Origin of the sequence: Corynebacterium massiliense DSM 45435 (assembly GCF_028609805.1) — a bacterium.
In the GTDB taxonomy this organism is placed as follows: domain Bacteria; phylum Actinomycetota; class Actinomycetes; order Mycobacteriales; family Mycobacteriaceae; genus Corynebacterium; species Corynebacterium massiliense.
Genome location: NZ_CP063189.1, coordinates 445,844 through 468,006, shown reverse-complemented (window position 1 = coordinate 468,006; position 22,163 = coordinate 445,844). Strand labels below are relative to the sequence as shown.

Here is a 22,163-nt window from a genome sequence, read left to right as displayed (position 1 = left end):
CTTCTGTTCTTATTCTGCTTAGAGGAAAATGTGTACGCTTCAGCTTAACGTTGAGCCAGCTTAGCGTTAGTTAGTTCAATTTAGCGCCGCGGCCGCGGGATGAAGCCGACCTTGTCATAGACGGCATCGACAAGCGGCTGCGCAATCTCGGTGGCGTGCTCGGCGCCGCGGGCCAAAATGCGCTCGAGCTCGCCCTGATCCTCCATCAGCTCGTCGTAGCGCTGCTTGAGCGGGGTGGTGAATTCCTGCAGGGCGTCCGCGGTATCCACCTTGAGGTGGCCGTAGCCTTTGCCGGCGTACTTTTCCACGAGGTTTTCAATCTTCTCCCCCGTCAGCGCCGACTGGATGACCAGCAGGTTGGACACGCCCGGCTGCTGCTCGCGGTCGAAGTGGACCTCACCGAGGTCATCCGTCACGGCGGACTTGATGCGCTTAGCCGAGGTCTTCGGCGGGTCGAGCAGGTTGACGATGCCCTTGGGGTTCTCCCCCGACTTCGACATCTTGGAGGTCGGATCCTGCAGGTCGTAAATCTTCGCTGCGCCTTCCGGAATGAGCGGCTCCGGCACGTGGAAGGTCTCGCCGAAACGGGCGTTGAAACGCTCGGCCAGGTGACGGGTAAGTTCCATGTGCTGGCGCTGATCCTCGCCCACCGGCACGAAGTCCGGCGAGTAGAGCAGGATGTCCGCGGCCATAAGCATCGGGTAGGTGAAAAGCCCGACGGAGGTGCGGTCGGCACCGCGTTTTTGGGACTTGTCCTTAAACTGCGTCATGCGCGAGGCCTCACCGAAGCCGGTCAGGCACTGCAGGATCCAAGTCAGCTCGGTGTGGGCTGGCACCTGCGACTGGACGAAGAGCGTCGAGCGCTCCGGGTCGATGCCCAGCGCGATGAGCTGTGCGGCGCCCGCGATGGTGCGGCGGCGCAGCTCCTCCGGGTTCTGCTCAACGGTGATCGCGTGCAGATCCGGGATGAAGTAGAACGCGTCGTAGTCGTCCTGCAGGTCGATCCACTGTTTGACCGCCCCCAAGTAGTTACCCAGGTGGTACGAGTCGGCGGTCGGCTGGATGCCGGAGAGGACGCGCGGTTTGTGCGCGGAGTGGTCGGTGGATGCAGCAGTGTGGTCAGTCATGTTCTCGCATTCTAATGAGTGATAAGCATGGAAAACCCCGCCGCCTGGTTGGTCCTTCCAACTGTGGCGGCGGGGCTAAACGTCGTGGTCTATCTCGCGGCGCAGGAAAAGCGCGCGGTGGCTAGACCTTGCGCGAGGTCGGTGCGTGGGCGTCGAGGGCATTCGCGATGCCGATGACGATGAACGCGCCGCCGAGCCCCATGACGATGATGGGCGCCAGGAAAGCGAAGGACGGGCCGATGGCCTGCCACCACCACAGACCCAGGGCGAGAAGAACGGCACCGATGACGAAATCGATGATTGCGCGCGTCATGTACGACCCTCCAGTACAAGCGGGATAAAGCTGTAGAAAATCTGCACACAGTCTAACACCCGTCGTGCAGCGGGCTGCTACTGAGCTGGCGGATTTTTCCGCCCGTGCTTCTTCGGGCGCTTCGAATTATCGCGCTCGACCTGCCACTGCTGGCTGGTGTCCGCGGCGCGGGAGTGCCGGGCGTGCTTGCCCGTTTGCCGGTTGACGGAGGCGTACGCGGCGGCATCGAAACGCAGGCTATTAGACGCCCGGCGTTTGGCGGCGCGGGCACCGTCGCGCATGATGCGGGCGGACAGCCGCAAACGCGGATCGATGGGCTGGTTTTCGTCCTGGTACTCAAACACCGGCAGCCCTTTGCCCGTGTGGATGGCCAAAAGGCGGCAGACGAAAGCTATGACGACCGTGGTGATGGCGGCGGCCTCCTCCGGCATCGACAGGTGCATAAGCCCCCAGAAGATCAAGGTGGCCAACACGGAAATGGCTGCGTAATACTCGCCGGAGAACACAAGGGGAACGCGGTCGGAGAGGAGATCGCGCAGGATGCCGCCGAACACGCCGGTGATGATGGCCGCGACGACCGCGATGAGCAGGCCGAGGTCGAGGTGCAGGGCGACCTGGGCGCCGAGCATGGAAAACACCGCGAGCCCGATCGCGTCGGCAATGAGGAAGACGTGGCGGAAGTAGTGCATCAAAAACGACAGCGACATCGTAAACAGCGCCGCACACACCACGATGAGCAGGTACACCGGCTGGTTCACCCAGCGGATGGGATAGTGCTGCAAGACGATGTCGCGCACCGTGCCGCCGCCCAACGCCGTGATTGAGGCGATGAGGATGACGCCGAACAGATCGAGTTTCTGCCGCCCCGCGGACAGCGCGGCGGTCATCGCCTCAGCGGTGATCCCGATGACGTAGAGCGTCGTAATCAAAGGGGACACGCGCTACCTCCTGCTTGGTTTTTCTCCCACACTCGTGCCACGCAACTGCCTTTCGTCCCAGCTAGGCGTATTCCACCACTAACGGCGAGTGATCCGACCAGCGCTGCGGCACCGACGGGGCCTTGTCCACCCACATGCGCTGCGCGCGGTCCAGCATGTTCTTCGTCGCCGCCTGGTAGTCGATGCGCCAGCCGGCGTCGTTGTTGAACGCCTGACCGCGGTAGGTCCACCAGGTGTACGGGCCTTTGAGCTCCGGGTCCGGGTTGAGGCGGCGCGCCACGTCGAACCACGCCGGGTTCGCGGTCGGCTCCCACAGGCGCTGCGGGGAGTAGTCGACCGTGCCGCGCCACTCGCCCAGGTCCTTTTTCTCCTGTACGAGCGCGTCCGGGAACGCGCCGAAGACGGAATCCATAAACGCGCGCTCTTCCGGCAGGTGGCCGGAGACCTTTTCGTTCGGGCGGTTGTTCTTCAAGTCCTGGGCGCGATGGCAGATGTTCCAGTCGCCGCCGATGACCATGTCGGGGTATGCCTCGGCGCGGGCGGCGAGGACGTCGCCGAACTCGTCGAGGAAGGCATACTTATCGTCGAGCTTCTTCGTCCCCTCGTCGCCGGAGGGCAGGTACAAAGACGCCACGCGGATCCCGCCGGTAGTCGCCTCGATCCAGCGCCCGGAATCGGCAAAGCGGGTGACGTCGCTGTTGAAGCCCACGGCGACATCGTCAATCGGCGTGCGGGACAAAATACCCACGCCGGCGCGGCCCTTCATGCCGTCCTCCACGGCATCGGCCACCACCATGCACCAGCCGTTATCCAGCGCGGGTGCTAGCGCCTTCTCCGCTTGCTGCGGGGTGGCGCGCACCTCCTGGAACAGCACCACATCGGCGGGCGTGTGGCGCAGCCACTCGTTCATCCCCAGGTTGTCGTCGTTGCGCTTCTTGCAGGCGGCGCGAATTCCGTTGACGTTTACCGTCGCGATGGTCAAAGACATGCAGCTACCTTAACTTTCGGTCTGGACAACACTCGCGCGCGAGGTGCTCTTGCCCCTCCCCCGCGGCTTGAGCGCCATGGTCACGAACCACACGCCGATGGAGGCGATGGCAAGGCCGGCACCCGCGAGGGCGGGCGCCTGGTAGGAAAAGCCCGCTCCCACCACAGCGCCGCCGAGCGCGGCGCCCGAGGCGTTGGCCAGGTTGAGCGCGGAGTGGTTGAGCGCTGCGGCGAGGGTCTGCGCGTCGCCGGCGACGTGCATGAGGCGCACCTGCAGCGTCGGGGTGAGCGAGGAGCCGAAAAAGCCCACTACACCGAAGTTGATGGTTCCCAGCACCGCGCTGGAGGAGGTGAAGTAGAAGCACACGAGGGAGACCGCGATCATGACCAGGGAGAACAAGATGCCCTTCTCCAGGCTCCGATCGGAAAGCACGCCGCCGAAGTAGGCGCCGGCGACGTTGCCGATGCCGTAGGCCATGAGCACGATCCACATCGAGGACGGATCCATGCCCGCGTGGGTGGTCATGGTCCACGAGATGTACGTGTAGATGGCGAACATGCCGCCAAAGCCGACCGTGCCCATCGCGAGGGTGAGCCACACCTGCGAGCGCTTGAACGCGCCCAGCTCCGTGCGCACCGAGGTAGCCGGCATCTCCGTCATGTGCGGCAGAAGGAACCACAAGGAGGTCGCCGTGGCGATGCCGATGCAGGCGACCAGCACGTAGGCCGCGTGCCAGCCCAGCGCCGCACCGAGCGCCTGGGCGGCGGGCACACCAAAGACGGTGGCCACCGACAGGCCCATGCCCACCAGCGCGACGGATTTGCCGCGCTTTCCTTCCGGCGCCATGGACGCGGCAACCAGGCCGGCGACGGAGAAGTACGCGCCGTGCGGCAGGCCCGCGATGAAGCGCGCCGCGAGCAGAATCGGGTAGCTGCCCGCCACCACAGACAAGGCGTTGCCTAAGGTGAAGGCGCCCATGAGGATGAGCAGCAGCCGCCGCCGCGGCATCTTGCCGGTCACCGCCGTAATGATGGGCGCGCCCACCACCACGCCGAGGGCGTAGGCGGAGATCGCGTGCCCGGCGGTGTTTTCGGTGATGCCGAAGTCGTCCGCGATCATGGACAACAGGCCCATGGACACGAACTCGGTGGTGCCGATTCCGAACGCTCCCAGCGCGAGCGCGACCATCACCATGGCACGGCGGCGAGAATTAATTTGGGTCTGCAGCGGCAGCGGCCGCCGGCGGCGCGCCTTCTGCATGACTGACCTACCAGGGACTTCAGGGGTGCGTGGGAGGGGGAATTTCACCCCGGTAGGTTACCCGCATACGTCCAGCAGTGCATCTGAGGTGGCAGTGCGGCCACACCTTGTCCACACTGAATAGTTAGGTTAGTCTTACCCGGACAAGACTACAGAGGAGCTGCCTGCACCATGCCGTTTATCCCCTTTCGCGCCACGGTCGCCCACACCACGCGCTTGTCACCGAATTTCCAGCGCATCACTGTCACTGGACCTGACCTCGCCGACATGGGACCGGCCGGGCCGATCCGGGATCTGCGCATCAAGCTCATCCTCCCCGGCACAAACGGCCTGCCCGATTTCCCGGATACCGCGAACTGGTACGCGCACTGGACCTCACTCGACCCGGCCACCCGCGGCGCCATGCGCACCTATTCCATCCGCGACGTGCGGCGGGCAGCAGCTAGCAGCACCGCAGCGCCGGGCCCCACCGAGATCGACATCGACTTCGTCCTCCACACCGGTCCGGATAGCGCCGGCCCAGCCGCGACGTGGGCCATGTCTGCGAAGCCGGGCGACGAGCTTTTCCTTATCGCGCCCACGCGTGACGATGCCTCCGGTGGCGGCATCGAGTTCCAGCCCGGTAGCAGCTCCCGGGCGGTCATGGTGGGCGATGAGACCGCCCTGCCCGCCATTGCCCGCACGCTCGCGGAGTGGCCGGCGGGCCTTTCCGGCAAGGTGTTCTTAGAAACGCCCACCGCCGCCGACCGCCAAGAGGTGGACGCGCCGGATTCAGTGCGCGTGCACTGGTTTGACCGCGAGTCCGGCGCAGCGCACGGCGCGCACCTTACCCACGCGCTGGCATGCCTATGCGGCATCCGGACCGCTGCAGATGGATCCGCAGACAGATCTGCGCACGGATCTGACGCCACACTGCCGGGATCCGATGCCCAGGCTGCATCCTCCGCGCTCGTCTGGGAGACCCCGTGCTACTCCGCCGCCGGCGAACCGGTAGAGCCCACACACGCAGAAAACCCTGCCCCGGTTCCCGCCTCGGCCACGGACCTGAACGACTGCTACTTCTGGATCGCCGGCGAATCCGGCATGGTGACCCGTATGCGGCGGATGCTGGTGAAAGAAGTTGAGATCGCTCGCCGGCAGGTGTCGTTTATGGGCTACTGGAAGCGCGGCGTGGCGATGGCCGCGTGATACGACACTTGATCCTACCCCGACCTCGTCACATACGAATTGGGTTGTAGGTATTCTAGAACGCGTTAGTTTTCCACGTTTCCCATAGCTAAAAGGAGAATCATGGCAAAGATCGTCTGGACTCGTACTGACGAAGCCCCTCTGCTCGCCACCTACTCGTTTAAGCCGGTCGTGGAGGCTTTTGCTTCCCACGCGGGGATCGACGTGGAGACCGCGGATATCTCGCTGGCCGGCCGTATCATCGCCCAGTTCCCGGAGCGTTTGAACGACGACCAGAAGATGGACGATGCGCTGGCGCAGCTGGGTGAGCTGGCCAAGAAGCCGGAAGCCAACATCATCAAGCTGCCGAACATCTCCGCTTCCTTGGTGCAGCTGAAGAAGGCCATCGCCGAGCTGCAGGAGAAGGGCTTTGACCTTCCCGATTACCCGGAGAACCCGGCTTCGGACGAGGAGCGCGACATCCGCGCGCGTTACGATGCCGTGAAGGGCTCCGCCGTCAACCCGGTGCTGCGTGAGGGCAACTCCGACCGCCGCGCGCCGCAGGCGGTGAAGAACTTTGTGCGCAAGCACCCGCACCGCATGGGTGAGTGGACGAAGGACTCCAAGACCAACGTCGCCACCATGGCGGACAACGACTTCCGCCACAACGAGAAGTCCGTCATCATAGACGGCGCGGACGAGCTGAGCATCGTCCACGTCGCCGCCGACGGCACCGAGACCACCCTCCTGGAGGGCCTGAAGGTCGAGGACAAGGAAGTTATCGACGGCACCTTCATGTCCGCCAAGGCGCTCGATGAGTTCCTGCGCGAGCAGGTTGCCCGCGCCAAGGAAGAGGGCGTGCTCTTCTCCGCGCACCTGAAGGCCACCATGATGAAGGTCTCCGACCCGATCATCTTCGGCCACGTGGTCCGCGCGTTCTTCGCCGACGTCTTTGAAAAGTACGGCGACAAGCTCAACGAGGCCGGCCTCAACGGCGAGAACGGCCTGGGCGCCATCTACGAGGGCCTGGAGAACCTCGACGGCGGCGAGGAGATTAAGAAGGCCTTCGACGCCGCGTACGAAAACGGCCCGGACCTGGCCATGGTCAACTCCCACAAGGGCATCTCCAACCTGCACGTCCCGTCCGACGTGATTATTGATGCTTCCATGCCGGCCATGATCCGCACCTCCGGCCACATGTGGAACAAGAACGACGAGGAGCAGGACACCCTCGCCGTCATCCCGGATTCCTCCTACGCGGGCGTTTACCAGGCAGTCATCGAGGACTGCAAGGAAAACGGCGCCTTCGATCCGACCACCATGGGCACCGTCCCGAACGTCGGCCTGATGGCCAAGAAGGCTGAGGAGTACGGCTCCCACAACAAGACCTTCAAGGTTCCGGCCGACGGCAAGGTTCAGGTCCGCCGCTCGGGCGGTGACGTCATCATCGAGCACGAGGTCGAGGAAAACGACATCTGGCGCGCCTGCCAGACCAAGGACGCCCCGATCCAGGACTGGGTCAAGCTGGCCGTGACCCGCTCCCGCCTGTCCGGCATGCCGGCCATCTTCTGGCTGGACCCGGAGCGCGCCCACGACGCCAACCTCATCGAGCTGGTCAAGAAGTACCTCGAGGATCACGACACCGAGGGCCTCGACATCGAGATCCTGGACCCGGTCAGCGCCACCAAGAAGTCCATCGAGCGCATCCGCCGCGGCGAGGACACCATCTCCGTGACCGGCAACGTGCTGCGTGACTACAACACCGACCTCTTCCCCATCCTCGAGCTGGGCACCTCCGCGAAGATGCTGTCCGTCGTGCCGCTGATGGCCGGCGGCGGCCTCTTCGAGACCGGCGCGGGCGGTTCCGCCCCGAAGCACGTCCAGCAGGTGCTCGAGGAAAACCACCTGCGCTGGGACTCCCTGGGTGAGTACCTGGCTCTGGCGGAGTCCTTCCGCCACGAGGAGCAGAAGAACGACAACGCCAAGGCCGGCGTCCTGGCGGCGGCGCTGGACAAGGCCACCGAGCGCCTGCTCAACGAGGGCAAGTCCCCGTCCCGCAAGGCTGGCGAGATCGATGACCGTGGTTCCCACTTCTACCTGGCCACCTTCTGGGCCGAGGAGCTGGCCAACCAGTCCGACGACGCCGAGCTTGCCGATGCCTTCCGTACCTACGCTGACGACCTGAAGTCGAACGCGGACGACATCGATGCCGCGCTGCTCGACGTTCAGGGCCAGCCGGCAGACCTCGGCGGCTACTACTGGCCGGATGAGGAGAAGACCACCCAGGTCATGCGCCCGGTGGAGAAGTTCAACGACATCTTGAACAAGACCGAGGCTTAAACTCCCTCCACTTCTGGAAGCAGAAAGGGGGCTAGGCGGTTAACCCGCCTAGCCCCCTTTTCCTAGCAATGCCTCACCCCTTCCAGGACCGGGTTTTCTCAAAGCTGAAGGCGAAGACCGCACCCACCAGAATGGCAATGGTAGGCAGCCACAGGGAGTGGCTCATCGCGGTGGCGAACGGCTCGTGGAGGAACTCCGGCAGGGCGCCTTCGCCGCCTCCGCCAGCACCTGCTCCCGCACCGGCGCCGGCCCCAGCACCCGCGCTGTCGCCCGCGCCCTCGACGAGATGCTTGGCCAGCTGCGAGGACATGAGCACGGCAACGCCCGCGGAGCCGATGACGGCGCCGACCTGGCGGACGGTGTTGTACACGCTGGAGCCGGCGCCGGCGAGCTCGCCGGGCAGGTTGCGGGTGGCAATCATGGACAGCGGGCCCCACATCATCGAGTTGCCCAGGCCGGACAGGGCCGCGATGGCGAGCAACCACAGCGGGCTGATGTCGGGGTTGGTGATAAATGCGATGAGCCCGAAACTGATGCCGGTGATGGTAAGGCCAGCGATGGCTAACGGCTTCGGCGAGTGCACATTCGTCTGCTTGCCCACCAGCGGCGAGAGCACGCCGGAGATAATCCCGGACGGCACGAGCAGCAGCGCCGCGTCCGTCGGGGTGTACTCCTTGACCGTCTGGATGTAGATCATCCACGGGATAGCGAACGTGGAGATGCTCATGCCCACCGTGGCGATGGCGATGCACGCGAGGGAGAAGTTGCGGTCCTTAAACAGCGACAGCGGCACCAGCGCCGTCGCGCCGACGCGGGCCTGCCAGGCCACGAAGAGCGCCAACAGCACCAGCCCGGCGATGAGCAGCACCCAGAAGCGCCAGTCCCAACCTAAGTTGTCGCCCTCCTGGATGGCGAAGATGAGGCAGAACATCCCCACCGCGCTGAGCAGGACGCCGAGCACATCGAAGCGGCTGTTGGTGACCTCGAGACGGGGAACAAAGATCCACGCCAGAATGATGCCAATGATGCCGACGGGGACGTTGACGAAGAAGATCCACTCCCAGCCGGCGGCATCGACAAGCAAACCGCCTAGCAGCGGGCCCACGATGGTGGCCACGCCGGCCACGCCGCCCCACACGCCCATCGCGGCGCCACGCTGCGTGGGCGAGAAGATGCGGATCATCACCGACATGGTCTGCGGCGTGAGCAGCGCACCACCCAACCCCTGGAAGACGCGGGCGACGATGAGCATTTCAATGCTGCCCGCCAGGCCGCACCACAGAGACGACAGCGTGAACAGTAGGAGCCCCAGCAGGTAGATATTCCGGGGCCCGAAACGGTCGCCGAGGCGCCCGGTGATAAGCAACGGGACCGCGTACGCCAATAGATAGGAACTGTTGACCCAGATGACCTGGTTGACGTCAGCGTCGAGTCCGTGCTGAATCGCCGGGATGGCGACAGACACGATCGTGGAGTCGACCAGGATCATGAAAAAGCCGATCATCATTGACCACAGTGCCGGCCACGGGAAGCGCTGGTTCGCCGTGGACTCGTGCGCCTTTGTCATTTCTTCTCCTGACGGAAGTTTCGCATGCGGGACCCAGCCATCCTAGACCCGCCCGCGCACCCGCGCCCATTTTCGCACCACACAGCACCGGACCGTATTCATTTTAATTCACTGTTTGAACTGCGCAGATGCGACCGGAATGAACAAAGCGCCCGCACAGAATGAACCGCTTGGTCTAGCCTAAGTTGCCATGACGACGAAATACGACAACACCGAGACCAACCCGCAAACCACCGACTGGAAGCTCGCGACCCAGGCTCTGCACTCGGGCCAGGCGCTCGACGGGGCGACCAACGCCCGCAACGTGCCCATCTACCAGACCACGTCCTACGTGTTCGACGACGCCCAGCACGCACAGGACCGCTTCGCGCTTGCCGATGAAGGCCCCATCTACTCCCGCCTGACCAACCCGACCCAGGAAGCACTGGAAACCCGCCTCGCCGCGCTTGAGGGCGGCGTCGCCGCCGTCGCGTTCTCCTCCGGCCAGGCGGCAGAGACCGCCGCGATTATCAACCTCGCATCCGCCGGGGACCACATCGTGGCATCACCGCGCCTGTACGGCGGCACCAACACCCTCTTCGACATCACGCTGAACCGCCTCGGCATCGAGGTCTCCTACGTGGACAACCCCGATGACCCGGAGTCCTGGCGCGCGGCGGTGCGCCCGAACACTAAGGCCTTCTACGGCGAAACCTTCGGCAACCCAGTCGCCGACGTGCTGGACATCCCGGCGATTTCCGGCGTCGCGCACGACAACCAGGTCCCGCTCATCGTGGACAACACCCTCGCCACCGCGGCGGTGGCCCGCCCGCTCGAGCACGGCGCGGACATTGTTGTCGCCTCGACCACCAAGTTCTACTCCGGCAACGGATCCTCGCTGGGCGGCGTCATCGTGGACGGCGGCAAATTCGACTGGACCGTCCAGCGCGACGGCGAGCCGGTCTTCCCCTACTTCGTGAACCCGGATCCCGCCTACCACGGGCTTGTCTACGCCGACCTCGGCGCGCCGGCGTTCGCGCTCAAGGCCCGCGCGGGTGTGCTGCGCGATACCGGCGCGTCCATCTCGCCGTTCAACGCGTGGATCACCCTGTTCGGCCTGGAGACGCTGCAGCTGCGCGTGGACAAGCACAACGCCAACGCGCAGAAGGTCGCCGAGTACCTCGAGGGCCACGACAAGGTGGCCACGGTCAACTACGCCGGCCTCGAGTCCTCCCCGTGGAAGTCCGTCAAGGACAAGCTGGGCTACCGCTACACCGGTTCCGTGCTCTCCTTCGACATCGCGGGCGGTAAGGACGAGGCGTGGGCGTTTATCGATGCCCTCCAGCTGCACTCCAACCTCGCCAACGTGGGCGATACCCGCTCCCTGGTGGTCCACCCGGCCTCGACGACACACTCGCAGTCTGACGATGCCGCGCTCGAGGCCGCCGGCATCACACAGGCAACGGTGCGCCTGTCGGTCGGCATCGAGGACATTGACGACATCCTCGCTGACCTCGAGCAGGGCTTCAACGCTATTTAACTGCCGTAGACCAGCGAAAGGAACCCGCCTCGCATGACACCTCCCGCGCGCACCACAAATCCCCGGCAGGACACCAGCCATGATGCGCCAACGGATCTGCTGGCTGCCGAGGGGCAACTTGCCCACGTCGACCTCGGCCGGTTCCGGACGGAGGCGGGCGCTTTCATCCCTGGTGCGCAACTGGCGTACCAGCGGTGGGGCAAGTTCCGCGGCGACCCGGCGGGCAAGAACAACGTGCTGTTGGTCGAGCATGCCTTAACGGGTGACTCGAACGCCGCCGACTGGTGGGGCGGGCTCGTCGGCCCCGGCAAGGCTCTCGATACCAACGAGTGGTGCGTCATCTGTTTCAACGCGCTGGGCGGCTGTTCCGGTTCCACGGGCCCGTCTTCCCCGCACCCCGACGACGGCCGCGCGTGGGGCTCGCGGTTTCCTGCGGTCAACATCCGCGATCACGCCGCGGCTGAGCGCAGCGCGTTGGAAGAACTGGGCATCCACCACGTGCACGCGGTGATCGGCGGTTCCATGGGCGGGGCGCGCGCCTTGGAGTGGACGCTGCTCTACCCCGATTTTGTTACCGCCGCGTGTGTCATCGCTGTTTCCGCCCGGGCGTCCGGCTGGCAGATCGGCATCCAGTCGGCGCAGATCTCGTCGGTGACCAACGACCCGGCCTGGCACGACGGCGACTACTACGCGTCTGGCGATGTGCCGCTGGCAGGGCTCGCCGCGGCCCGGCGGCTGGCGCACCTGACCTACCGCGGCGAGTTAGAGATCGACGAGCGCTTCGGCGCGCGGGCCCAGCAGGGCGAAAACCCTTTGGGTCCACACCGTGATCCGCAGCAGCGCTTCGCCGTGAACTCCTACTTGGAGCACCAGGGCGCAAAACTCGCGCAGCGTTTCGATGCCGGCAGCTACGTCACGCTGACCGAGGCACTCAACCGGCACGACATCGGCCGGGGCCGCGGCGGGCTGAACAAGGCGCTGGCCGCGTCCCGGGTGCCCACCATGGTCGTCGGCGTGGACACCGACATCCTTTACCCCTACCACCAGCAGGAACACCTCTCCCGCAACGTGGGCGAGCTCTTGGCGATGGCCAAGGTGGTCTCCCCCGTCGGCCACGACGCGTTCCTCACCGAGGACCGGCAGATGGATCGCATCCTGCGAAACTTCCTGTCGCTGTCGGAGCAGACACCCTCCGCGACGGAGCGCGCCGTCACCGGCGGCATTTACGCCATCTAGTACCGGCCGAGGCTGCCACAACCGCGCACCACCGAAAGGAGCGGCCTTCGATATCGCTAGGACCCGAGCGCGTCGACGGAGACCGCGAGCCACACCAGCGCAGCGCCCGTGATCAGAGAAAAGGCCATGTCGAAGCGCCGGGAGCGGACCGCGAGAACACCCATGACGCGGGAGTCACACACCAGGCGGCAGATAGCCAGCCACAGCATGCCCACGCCCAGGGCGAAGGTGGCACGGCGCCAGTGCTCGAGGAAAGAAAAGAGACCGGACGCGACGACGAGCACGACAAAAGCGCCGACGCAGATCCATTGCACTGCGTCCGGCAAGCGGGAAGGCGGCAGCGCCCGGTCATGCGGGTTGTCCAGGTTCAGCGGCTGCCGCTTCGCGTGTCGTCCGGTTCCGGCCATAAGGAGTGCTAGCCCTAGCGCTCTTCCGCCTGCCGCTCGGCGTTTTCTACGACGTTCTTGACCAAGAACGCGCGGGTCAGCGGACCCACGCCACCCGGGTTCGGGGAGACAAACCCAGCCTTGTCCCACACGTCATCGGCAACGTCGCCGGCGAGCTTTCCATCGACGCGGGAGACGCCAACATCGAGAATCGCCGCACCCTCCTTGACCATGTCGGCGGTGAGCATGTGCGGCTTGCCGGCCGCGGCGATGATGATGTCGGCCGCGCGGGTCTCGGCCGCGAGATCCTTGGTGCCGGTGTGGCACAGCGTGACCGTGGCGTTCTCGCTGCGGCGGGTGAGCATGAGCCCAATCGGGCGGCCGACGGTCACCCCGCGGCCGATGACCACAGCCTTCGCCCCGTCAAGCTCCACACCGAAGCGGCGCAGCAGCGAGATGCAGCCGTTCGGCGTGCACGGCAGCGGCGCCTCCTCGTTGAGGACCAGCTTGCCCAGGTTGACCGGGTGCAGGCCGTCGACGTCCTTTTTCGGATCGATAAGCTCCAGCACGCGGTTTTCATCCAGGTGTTTCGGCAGCGGCAGCTGCACGATGTAGCCGGTGCAGGCGGGGTCATCGTTCAGCTCCGCGATGACGTTTTCCAGCTCCTCCTGGCTGATATCTTCCGGCAGATCCTTGCGGATGGACTCGATGCCGAGCTTCTCGCAGTCCTTGTGCTTCATCTTCACGTAGGACTGAGAGCCGGGATCCTCGCCCACCAACACGGTGGCAAGACCCGGGGTCACCCCCTTTTCTTTGAGCGCGTCAACGCGCTTTTTCAGGTCTGCAAAAATCTCGTCGCGGTAGAGTTTGCCGTCCAGTTTGGTTGCGCTCATGGCCACCATCCTAGACTTCTCCCCATGAGCCGCTTGCACCTCGTCTTCGATAATCCGGTCATCCCGAACAACACCGGAAACGCCATCCGCACCGCGGCGGTCACCGGCGCGAAGCTCCACCTCATCGAGCCGCTGGGCTTCAACTTCGAAGACAAGCACCTCAAGCGCGCAGGCCTGGACTATCACGACCTAGCTGACATGGACATCCACGCCAACTTCGACGCCTGCATGGACGCGCTGCCCGGTGCGCGCGTCTTCGCGTTTACCACCCAGGCCACCCGCTGGTTCACGGACGTGGACTACCAGCCGGGCGATGTGCTCCTCTTCGGCACCGAGCCAACCGGCCTGCCGGAAGAACACCGCAACCACCCGCGCGTGACCGACCAGGTGCGGATCCCCATGCTTCCGGCGCGCCGCTCGATGAACCTGTCCAACTCGGCCGCCATCGCCGTCTACGAGGCATGGCGGCAGCTGGGTTTCAACGGGGCGGTCTAGTTCCCGACTCCTCCGTTTTCAGCCGCCGCGGCCCAGACGAAAGGCCTGTACACACCCCAAATTGGTGACATTGACAACAACCCTGCCCGCCTCGCATGTTTAGGCTAGACAAACCTACAGACAAAAGAGTAAACCTATCCCTGCATGAAGGTTAGGCAACCTAACACTCCGGTTAGGCCCGCTGACCTGCGAAAGGTTTACTGCTATGACTACCACCCACCCGTTGCCCACGGCCGATACTCTGCCCGAGGGCGCCACCGTCACCTTGGGTGAAAAGTGCATTTCCGGCCAGTGCGATTCCGCCCTCGCGGTCCGGCTCGGCGAGCTGGGCATCCGGCCCGGGGCTAGCGTCACCATGGGCCGCCGCGTCGCCGGCGGTGCCCGTCTCGTCACCGTGGGGACGTGCCGCTATGCCATCGACAAGCGCACTCTGCGCGCCATCGAGGTGTAACGCCGCCGTGTCTGTTGCCTCCCCTAGCTGCCACAGCGATCCCGGCGGCGCCGTCGCCCCTGCTGGCTCCCCCATCATCGCCCTTGTCGGCGCCCCGAATTCCGGAAAGTCCACCCTGTTCAACGCCCTGACCGGCGCTCGCGCGCAGACCGGCAACTGGCCGGGCACCACCGTGGAAATCAGCCGCGGCGCGTGGAAACTCGGCGCGCCGTGCCCGGTCGAACCGCCGGTCACGGCCGACGTCATCGACTTCCCCGGCGCGTACTCACTCGACCCCTTGAGCCCCGATGAGGCGTTGACCCGCGCGATGCTCATCGACTGCCCGGATGCCGAAAAGCCGGACGCCGTCATCGTGGTGGTGGACGCCACCGCTGTCGCCCGGGGCCTTAACGTGGCCTTCCAGCTGGCCGAGCACCCCAACCGCTTGATGATCGCGCTGACCAAACTCGACGTCGCCGCGGCACAAGGCACCCACGTGGACGCCGCCGCATTAGAGACCGCCACCGGCATCCCCGTCTTCCCCGTCGACGGCCGCCGCCGCACGGGCCTGGACAGCTTGCGCGATCAGACGCGTGCGCGTCTGGGCGAGGGGCCGGAAACGCTGCGGGACGATGCGTCCATCGACACCCGCTTTGCGGATCTCGATGCCGCCGCCAAAGCCGCCGTCCGTACCACTGACCACACCACCCCGCTGTCGCACCGCCTCGACGCCGTGGCGCTGCACCCGGTCGCCGGCCCGCTATTGTTCCTCGCGGTCATGTGGGTGGTCTTCCACATCACCACCACGGTCGCCGCCCCGCTCCAAGACGGGCTCGAGGCGTGGGTGACCGGCCCGCTCAGCGACGCCGCCCGCGCCGCGCTCAGCGCCATCGGCCTGGGCAACAGGCTGGTCACCGGTCTACTCGTCGATGGTCTCATTGGTGGCGTGGGCATGGTGCTCACCTTCGCCCCGCTCATGGCGCTGATGTTTCTGTGCCTGGCCGTGTTGGAAGATTCCGGGTACATGGCCCGCGCGGCGGTGGTCACCGACCGCGTCATGCGCGCCATCGGCCTGCCGGGCAAGGCGTTCATCCCCATCGTCGTCGGCTTCGGCTGCAACGTGCCGGCCATCTCCGCCACGCGCGTGCTGGGCAACCCACACCACCGCATCATGACGTCCCTGCTCATCCCGTTTACGTCGTGTTCGGCACGCTTGGTGGTCTTCGTCATGCTGGCCACCACGTTCTTCCCCGCGCACGCCGGGTCCGTGGTCTTTGCCATGTACGTCATTTCTATTGCGCTGCTCGTTCTCGTGGGACTGGCGCTGCGCCGCACGCTGTGGCGGGCGGTGCCGGAAGAAGCACTGGTCATCGATCTGCCCTCCTACCAGCTGCCCACGGTGCGCTTGGCCGTGTCCGTGATGTGGACCCGGCTCAAAGGGTTCCTGCGCACCGCCGGCGGCATCATCGTCAGCACCGTCGTAGTGGTCTGGCTGCTGATGGCCATTCCGGTTGGCGCGCCGCTGGACTCGGGGCAGCCGGCCCCTGAGGACTCCGCGTACGGTGCGGTAGCGCGCACCATTTCGCCCGCCTTCGCCCCGGCCGGCTTCGACTCGTGGTCACTCACCGGCCCGCTGGTCACCGGGTTCGTGGCCAAGGAGGCGCTTATCTCTACCTGGTCACAGACTTACGCGGTCGAAGACGTCACTGACGCCTCGCCGGAAGAGCAGGCCCAAAGCGACTTAAGCGATCACGTCCGCGCGGATTTCGCGGGCGCGTCCGGCGGCCACCCGCTCGCTGCCGTGTGGGCCTACATGCTCTTCCTGCTGGCTTATACCCCGTGCGTGGCCACGATTGCCGCCCAACGCCGCGAGTTGGGCTGGCGGTGGACGCTGTTCGGGTTCGGCATCCAGCTCGTCACCGCCTGGGTGCTCGCCGTGGGCGCCTTCCAAATCCTCCGACTGTTTGTGTAAGCCATGAATTCACCGAACACGACCGGCCCCATTGACGCGGTGCGCGCCGCGATGGCCGAAGGTATTACCTCCCGCCGCGCCCTGGCCGCGCGTACCGGTTTAGAACCGGGCACCGTCGACGTGGTCTTGGCGCACCTGGAAGCCACCGGGGATCTCACAGCGGAGACGATGACCGCCTGCCCAGCGGCGGGGTGCGGTTCTTGCAGCGCGGCCGCGGTATGTGGATCCGCCCATTCGCGCGGGCCCGTACTGCTTACGCTGCGCCGGCCCGCTCGCCCCGGGATCAATGCGAACAGCGTTCCTGCACACGCGGCAGCTGCCTCCCGCGCAGGTGGTGCAAAAGCTCGGTGGCGTCCGCGGCGCGTAGCTGCTGCGCGTTCATGGACACAGGCCCGGGAACGAGATTAAACCGCAGGTCGCTTACCCCCATCATCCGGTTCAGCGGGCCACGCGTATAGGTCAGCTCCTGGATGTGCGGCGTAGCCACTACGGACATCCGGCGGGCCCACCGTCCTTTATGCACCACCGCGCACTCCGCGTGCTCTGCGGTGGGTTCAACGAGTGTGACCGCCTGCTGTGCCCTGTCGATGGGCGTGGCCCAGAACGCCGCCCGGGGCGTGGTGTAGGTGGGGTTGGTATGACCGTCCGGGTCAGCAAATGCTTCTACTTCCTCCGCGTTAAGGCCCGTGGCCAGCTGCACCAGCGCGAGTGCCTCGTCGCGCGTCCCGACGGGCAAGACCCGAGTCGACCCCGAATTGTCCCTCAGCACACTGCCGTAGCCGGCGACGGACACCTCCACCCGGTACCACCCGGCGAAGCGCCACAACATCGGCCGCTGGACCGCGACCGCGTGGATGCGGTCGACGCGGATGGTCTGCCGGCGGCGTTCAGTCAGCCCGTAGGACACCACTAACTGCCTGTCCCCGCTTGCCGGATCCTCATTCACGTGCGCGGTGAACCGCCACGCCTCGTTAAGGAACCGGAAAACGGAGGGCACAGTTCCCAACACAAAGGGCAACGCCGCCGCCCATCCCAGCGGGCTGAGCAGTGCGAGTCCCCCGCCGATAACCAGCACAATGACCCAGGGGTGCAGCAGCACCCCACCCACGGAACGATTGAGCGGTATCTCCGAAATCAGCGCATCTGCCCCTAGATCCGCATCCGGCTCCGTCTCGAGTCCCGATTCTGACCCCGACGCGGGTTCGTCTTCCCCACCGCCTACGACGTCGGCGCCGCGCACGCGCTGCAAGACGACGTCACGCAGTGCTTCAGCGTCGGACATGCGTAGGTAGTTGATCACGATGACCGAATCGACGCCGCCGGCAGTCTCCACCCGCACAGCGGCCAGCCCGAAGAGGCGGGCGATGAACGGCTCCACCACGTCAACCGCCTGGGTGCGCTCAAAGCGCGCCGTCCGCACGTGGGAGGACAAGACGCCGTGGCGAAACGACAGTTCCTGATCCCCCACGCGATAGCCCATACGCCGCCACCACACACCGGAAACGAACCAGATGCCGACGCAGGCCACAGCGAAACCGAGCGCCGCCACAACCGCGCTTACCAGTGCAATCTTGCCGTGGCCAGTTGTGAGAAAATCCCACAGCATGGCCACCACCTTGTCGTAATGCATGACGATGGCAAGCACGAACGCCACGATGCCGGACCAGAATTTCAACAGGGGCGTCGCGCGATGAACCCGGTGATACCCCTGCTCCGTGATGTCGGCGCTACTCACAGGCCACTCGCTTTCTCGCGGGCCTGGAGGGTCAGCCGATCCCGCAACGCGTCGGCATCGGCTGCAGGCAGGCCAGGGATCGATGCATCCGTGCTTGCCGATGCCGTGTTGAGCTGAACCTTTCGCAGCCCGAAGAGGCGATCAATGGGGCCGGCAGTGACGTCAATGAACTGGATACGGCCATACGGCACAACGGTGAGGGTGTGCCACCACCTGCCACGGGTGATGAGCAGGTCGTGCTCGGTTTCCTTCCACCCCAGGCGTTTAACCTGCAAACGGATAAAAGCGAATTCAACCACCGCCCACACGGCGAAAATTCCGGCCGGGATGTAAAACGCCCAGTGCAACAACACCGCGCAGACCACGCACGCGACAATGAGGACGGAAAAGACGATCCCGGTAGCGAGAAAACGCGCTGCAATCAGTTTGGGCGAGACCGGGGTGAAATCCATAGCCATGACCCTATCGGACCAGACTTACTGGGCCACTACCGGAAATCGCGGGAGCCGCGGCTGAACCACTCGCCCACCTCGAGCGGCTCCAGCTTGTCGGCGACGACACTAATGGCGCCGGTAGCGTTTTCGACGACACCGCGGATGATGAGCGAATGGGCGGTGCGGGCGAGCACCTTCTGCCGTTTCCACAGCCCCGGCGAAACCATCACGTTCATCAGACCGGTCTCGTCTTCCATTCCGAGGAATGTCAGTCCCGAGGCGGTGCCGGGGCGCTGGCGGTGGGTGATCACGCCGGCGATGCGCACGCGCGTGCCGTCGGGAACGTCGCGGAGTTGGGCGGCGGTGAGGATGCCGGCATCGGCAAGCAGGTTCCGGATTGTCTCCATCGGCTGCTTGTCGTGGGTGACCCCGGTGGCGGCCACGTCGGTGGCCAAAAGCTCAAACGAGCTCATCCCGGGAAGCGAGGGGGCCTCGATGGCGGACAGGCCCGGCAACATGCCGTCGCGTTCGGTGGCGGCGACTCCCGCCTGCCACAGCGCCTGGCGGCGGGTAAGCCCAAAGCAGTCCAACGCGCCGGCGGTGGCAAGTGCCTCCACCTGGGAGACGGTGAGATCCGCCCGGCGCGACAGGTCCGGCACGTCGCGAAAGGGTCCTTCGGCGGCTGCTGCCGCTTCGATGCGCTCGGCGGCCTTATCGCCCAGCCCCTTGATGAGGTTCAGGCCCAGCCGGATCTTCGCCGGGGTATCTTTCCCGCCCACGACGCGGGCCTCGGCCCCGGAATCGTTAACGGTAGCCGGCAGTACCTCAATCCCGTGGCGGCGCGCGTCCTGGATGAGCGACTGCGGCGAGTAAAAGCCCATCGGCTGCGCGCGGAGTAGCCCCACGCAGAACTGCGCCGGGTAGTGGTACTTAAACCAGGCGGAAAAGTACACCAGCGAGGCGAACGACTGCGAGTGCGACTCCGGGAAACCGTAGGCGGCGAACGCCACGATCTTCTGCCACAGCTTTTCCGCCACGTCACCGGTGATGCCGTTGGTTCGCGCCAGCCCGTCGAAGAACCGGGATTTCAGCGCGTTCATGCGCTCCGGGGAGCGCTTGGACCCCATCGCGCGGCGCAGGTCGTCGGCCTCCGCGCCGGTAAACCCGGCGGCATCGACGGCGATCTGCATCAGCTGCTCCTGAAACAGCGGGATACCCAGCGTCTTTCCCAGGGACTTCTCCAGCACCGGATGGTCGAAGGTGACGGATTCCTTGCCGTCGCGGCGCGCGAGGTACGGGTGTACCGACCCGCCCTGGATGGGACCGGGGCGGATAAGGGCGACCTCCACGACGAGGTCGAAAAACACCCGGGGTTTCAGCCGCGGCAAGGTGGACATCTGCGCGCGGGACTCCACCTGGAACACGCCCACCGCGTCGGCGCGGCAGAGCATGTCGTAGATCTCCGGCTCGGCCAGGTCCAGCTCCCACAGGTTGACCGTGCGCCCGGTGGACTCTTTCACCAGATCGATCATGTGGTGCAGCGCCTCGAGCATGCCCAGGCCCAGCAGGTCGAACTTCACCAGCCCGGCGGCCGCGCAGTCATCTTTGTCCCACTGGAGCACGCTGCGGCCTTCCATGCGCGCCCACTCCATGGGCACCACGTCCGCGATGGGCCTATCGCACAGCACCATGCCGCCGGAATGGATCCCTAAGTGCCGCGGCTGGCCCTCGAACTGGGCGGCGAGGTCGGCGACATCGGCAGGCGGCTCGGCGATCCCCTTCGACCACGCGTCGGCCGCGCCCTGCGGGTAGCCGAGCGCGCGGGCGGCGTCGCGGGTCGCCCCCTTGTGGCGGTAGGTAATCACGTTGGCCACCTGCGCGGCGCGGTCCCGGCCGTGCTTGTCGTAGGCGTATTGGATGACCTCTTCGCGTCGAGTGGACTCAATATCGATGTCGATGTCCGGCGGGCCTTCGCGGTCCGGTGAGAGGAACCGCTCGAACAGCAGGCCTGCAGAAATCGGCTCGGCGTTGGTGATGCCGAGCGCGAAGCAGACCGCCGAGTTGGCCGCCGAGCCGCGCCCCTGGCACAGGATGTTGGCGGACTTACAAAAGTCGACCAGGTCGCACACGATGAGGAAGTAGCCGGGAAAGCCGAGCTTGTCGATGACGTCGAGCTCGTGCGCGATCTGCTTTCGCGCCTTGTCCTGCACGTCTGCCGGACGGCTGGCGTAGCGCGCGGTGGCGCGCTCGCGGACTAGGTGCCGCAGCCAGGTCATCTCCGTGTGCCCGTCTGGCACCGTAAAGTCCGGCAGGTTGGGCGCAAGCGCATCCCAGGTAAACGCGCACTCCTCGGCCACCCGGACGGTCTCGGCGATGAGGTCCGCGCGCCCTGGCACGAGCCGTTCCATCTGCTCGCCGGAGCGCAGCCAGCCCGCGCCCATAGGGTGCTGGTCAGGCTCGGCATCCGCCAGCGACTGCCGGCGCGCCAGGGCGCGCTTGGCGCCGGCTAAGTGGACATCGTCACGCGTAGCGGCCCCGGGCAGGGCCGTGACGATGCCGCGGAGGTTGTTGTAGGCATCCAACGCCGCGTGGTGATCGGCGTCTTCCGGGGTCATGGTGCAGGCGTATTCACGCACGAGGTTCGCAGGACCGAAGGTTTCCAGCAATGCGTCAATGTGTTCGATCCACGCGTGGTCCACCAGACACAGGCACGTATCCCCCAATTGGCGCGCCACCTCCGTAAGCGGCGGGTAGGACACCTTGTCTTTCTCCCCGGCATCCATGCGGGCGCGGACGATAAGGCGCGACAGCCGTCGGTAGCCTTCCGGCCCGCGGGCGATGACGGGCAGGACCGGCAGCGCACCCTCGTCGAGGGTGAGCTCCGCACCATAGACCGTAGGCAGCTGTGCCTCGGCGGCGGCTTCTGCGAACTTCATCAGCCCGTAGAAGCCGTCCCGATCCATCACGCACAAGGCAGAAAGGCCAAGCTCAACGGCGCGACGCACCAATTCCTCCGGCTCGGACGCGCCGGAAAGGAAGTTATACGCGGAGGTAGCGTGCAGCTCGGCGAAGGCGACGCGCGGCGAACGCGAACGGCCGCTGCCGTTCTGCGTGGCCTCGCCCGCAGCCGGGGCGGCGCCCGACTCCGGTGGCGTGCCCAGGTGGTTGACCGGCACCGGCGTAGGTCCGGGGCGGCCGGACAGGATGCGTTCGATGCGCGACCACGACAGCGCCCGCCCGTTGAAGAATCTCACGCGCCCATCGTAGACCGAATTGGCACCTGTGTTCGAATTGAACACAAGGTAACACACTGAGCGGTCTAAAAAGTTGCTCAGCAAAGTAGACAAAGCGGTTCAAACGTTG

The 22,163-nt window shown here is 65.6% G+C and carries 18 protein-coding genes and 1 pseudogene; 8 read left to right on the top strand and 11 right to left on the bottom strand.

Annotated elements, in window-relative coordinates; all coding sequences use genetic code 11:
• Positions 1–80: 80 nt before the first annotated feature.
• The 5 genes from trpS to CMASS_RS02280 form a co-directional block, all read right to left on the bottom strand.
• Entirely contained in the window at positions 81–1,127 is a 1,047-nt protein-coding gene (gene trpS, locus CMASS_RS02300) for a tryptophan--tRNA ligase (RefSeq protein WP_022862654.1), read from the bottom strand.
• Positions 1,128–1,248: 121 nt separating this feature from the next.
• The gene (locus CMASS_RS02295) at positions 1,249–1,440 is read right to left on the bottom strand and encodes a hypothetical protein (RefSeq protein WP_022862655.1); all 192 of its coding nucleotides are present in this window, start codon (positions 1,438–1,440) and stop codon (positions 1,249–1,251) included.
• 77 nt (positions 1,441–1,517) lie between these two features.
• Positions 1,518–2,378 carry a trimeric intracellular cation channel family protein gene (locus CMASS_RS02290; RefSeq protein WP_022862656.1) on the bottom strand — a complete coding sequence of 287 codons (861 nt, stop codon included), beginning with the start codon at positions 2,376–2,378 and terminating at the stop codon, positions 1,518–1,520.
• 61 nt (positions 2,379–2,439) lie between these two features.
• Positions 2,440–3,366, bottom strand: a complete 927-nt coding sequence (locus CMASS_RS02285; RefSeq protein ID WP_022862657.1) for an exodeoxyribonuclease III — start codon at positions 3,364–3,366, stop codon at positions 2,440–2,442.
• A gap of 9 nt (positions 3,367–3,375) precedes the next feature.
• Entirely contained in the window at positions 3,376–4,626 is a 1,251-nt protein-coding gene (locus tag CMASS_RS02280) for an MFS transporter (RefSeq protein WP_022862658.1), read from the bottom strand.
• Positions 4,627–4,797: 171 nt separating this feature from the next.
• On the opposite strand from CMASS_RS02280, the gene CMASS_RS02275 reads away from it, so the two are divergent.
• Complete coding sequence (locus CMASS_RS02275; RefSeq protein ID WP_022862659.1) at positions 4,798–5,814, top strand: siderophore-interacting protein; 1,017 nt, start codon at positions 4,798–4,800, stop codon at positions 5,812–5,814.
• 102 nt (positions 5,815–5,916) lie between these two features.
• Entirely contained in the window at positions 5,917–8,133 is a 2,217-nt protein-coding gene (locus CMASS_RS02270; protein ID WP_022862660.1) for an NADP-dependent isocitrate dehydrogenase, read from the top strand.
• Between the two features lie 73 nt (positions 8,134–8,206).
• Here the strand turns inward: CMASS_RS02270 and CMASS_RS02265 are convergent, their stop codons facing one another.
• Complete coding sequence (locus CMASS_RS02265) at positions 8,207–9,700, bottom strand: DHA2 family efflux MFS transporter permease subunit (RefSeq protein WP_022862661.1); 1,494 nt, start codon at positions 9,698–9,700, stop codon at positions 8,207–8,209.
• A 190-nt stretch (positions 9,701–9,890) separates the two neighbouring features.
• Between CMASS_RS02265 and CMASS_RS02260 the strand changes: the two genes are divergently transcribed.
• The gene (locus CMASS_RS02260; RefSeq protein ID WP_022862662.1) at positions 9,891–11,219 is read left to right on the top strand and encodes an O-acetylhomoserine/O-acetylserine sulfhydrylase; all 1,329 of its coding nucleotides are present in this window, start codon (positions 9,891–9,893) and stop codon (positions 11,217–11,219) included.
• A 33-nt stretch (positions 11,220–11,252) separates the two neighbouring features.
• Positions 11,253–12,455 carry a homoserine O-acetyltransferase MetX gene (gene metX, locus CMASS_RS02255; RefSeq protein WP_022862663.1) on the top strand — a complete coding sequence of 401 codons (1,203 nt, stop codon included), beginning with the start codon at positions 11,253–11,255 and terminating at the stop codon, positions 12,453–12,455.
• 56 nt (positions 12,456–12,511) lie between these two features.
• On the opposite strand, the gene CMASS_RS02250 is transcribed toward metX, so the two are convergent.
• Positions 12,512–12,862 carry a DUF3017 domain-containing protein gene (locus CMASS_RS02250; RefSeq protein ID WP_022862664.1) on the bottom strand — a complete coding sequence of 117 codons (351 nt, stop codon included), beginning with the start codon at positions 12,860–12,862 and terminating at the stop codon, positions 12,512–12,514.
• Between the two features lie 14 nt (positions 12,863–12,876).
• Entirely contained in the window at positions 12,877–13,734 is an 858-nt protein-coding gene (locus tag CMASS_RS02245; RefSeq protein WP_027018586.1) for a bifunctional methylenetetrahydrofolate dehydrogenase/methenyltetrahydrofolate cyclohydrolase, read from the bottom strand.
• Positions 13,735–13,758: 24 nt separating this feature from the next.
• Between CMASS_RS02245 and CMASS_RS02240 the strand changes: the two genes are divergently transcribed.
• The 4 genes and pseudogenes from CMASS_RS02240 to CMASS_RS02225 form a co-directional block, all read left to right on the top strand.
• The gene (locus CMASS_RS02240) at positions 13,759–14,229 is read left to right on the top strand and encodes a tRNA (cytidine(34)-2'-O)-methyltransferase (RefSeq protein ID WP_022862666.1); all 471 of its coding nucleotides are present in this window, start codon (positions 13,759–13,761) and stop codon (positions 14,227–14,229) included.
• Positions 14,230–14,434: 205 nt separating this feature from the next.
• Positions 14,435–14,680, top strand: a complete 246-nt coding sequence (locus CMASS_RS02235; RefSeq protein WP_022862667.1) for a FeoA family protein — start codon at positions 14,435–14,437, stop codon at positions 14,678–14,680.
• Entirely contained in the window at positions 14,640–16,631 is a 1,992-nt protein-coding gene (gene feoB / locus CMASS_RS02230; protein WP_169460796.1) for a ferrous iron transport protein B, read from the top strand. The genes CMASS_RS02235 and feoB overlap by 41 nt, the downstream gene beginning before the upstream one ends.
• A 3-nt stretch (positions 16,632–16,634) precedes the next feature.
• A pseudogene (locus CMASS_RS02225) lies at positions 16,635–16,832 on the top strand (hypothetical protein); the annotation flags it as partial.
• Positions 16,833–16,914: 82 nt separating this feature from the next.
• On the opposite strand, the gene CMASS_RS02220 reads toward CMASS_RS02225, so the two are convergent.
• Genes CMASS_RS02220 through CMASS_RS02210 form a run of 3 tightly spaced genes read right to left on the bottom strand, consistent with a single transcriptional unit; the run spans position 16,915 to position 22,054 of the window.
• Entirely contained in the window at positions 16,915–18,366 is a 1,452-nt protein-coding gene (locus CMASS_RS02220; RefSeq protein WP_022862669.1) for a PH domain-containing protein, read from the bottom strand.
• Entirely contained in the window at positions 18,363–18,818 is a 456-nt protein-coding gene (locus tag CMASS_RS02215; protein WP_022862670.1) for a PH domain-containing protein, read from the bottom strand. Before CMASS_RS02215 ends, CMASS_RS02220 begins: the two co-directional genes overlap by 4 nt.
• Positions 18,819–18,853: 35 nt before the next feature.
• Complete coding sequence (locus CMASS_RS02210; RefSeq protein WP_027018588.1) at positions 18,854–22,054, bottom strand: error-prone DNA polymerase; 3,201 nt, start codon at positions 22,052–22,054, stop codon at positions 18,854–18,856.
• Positions 22,055–22,163: the final 109 nt, after the last annotated feature.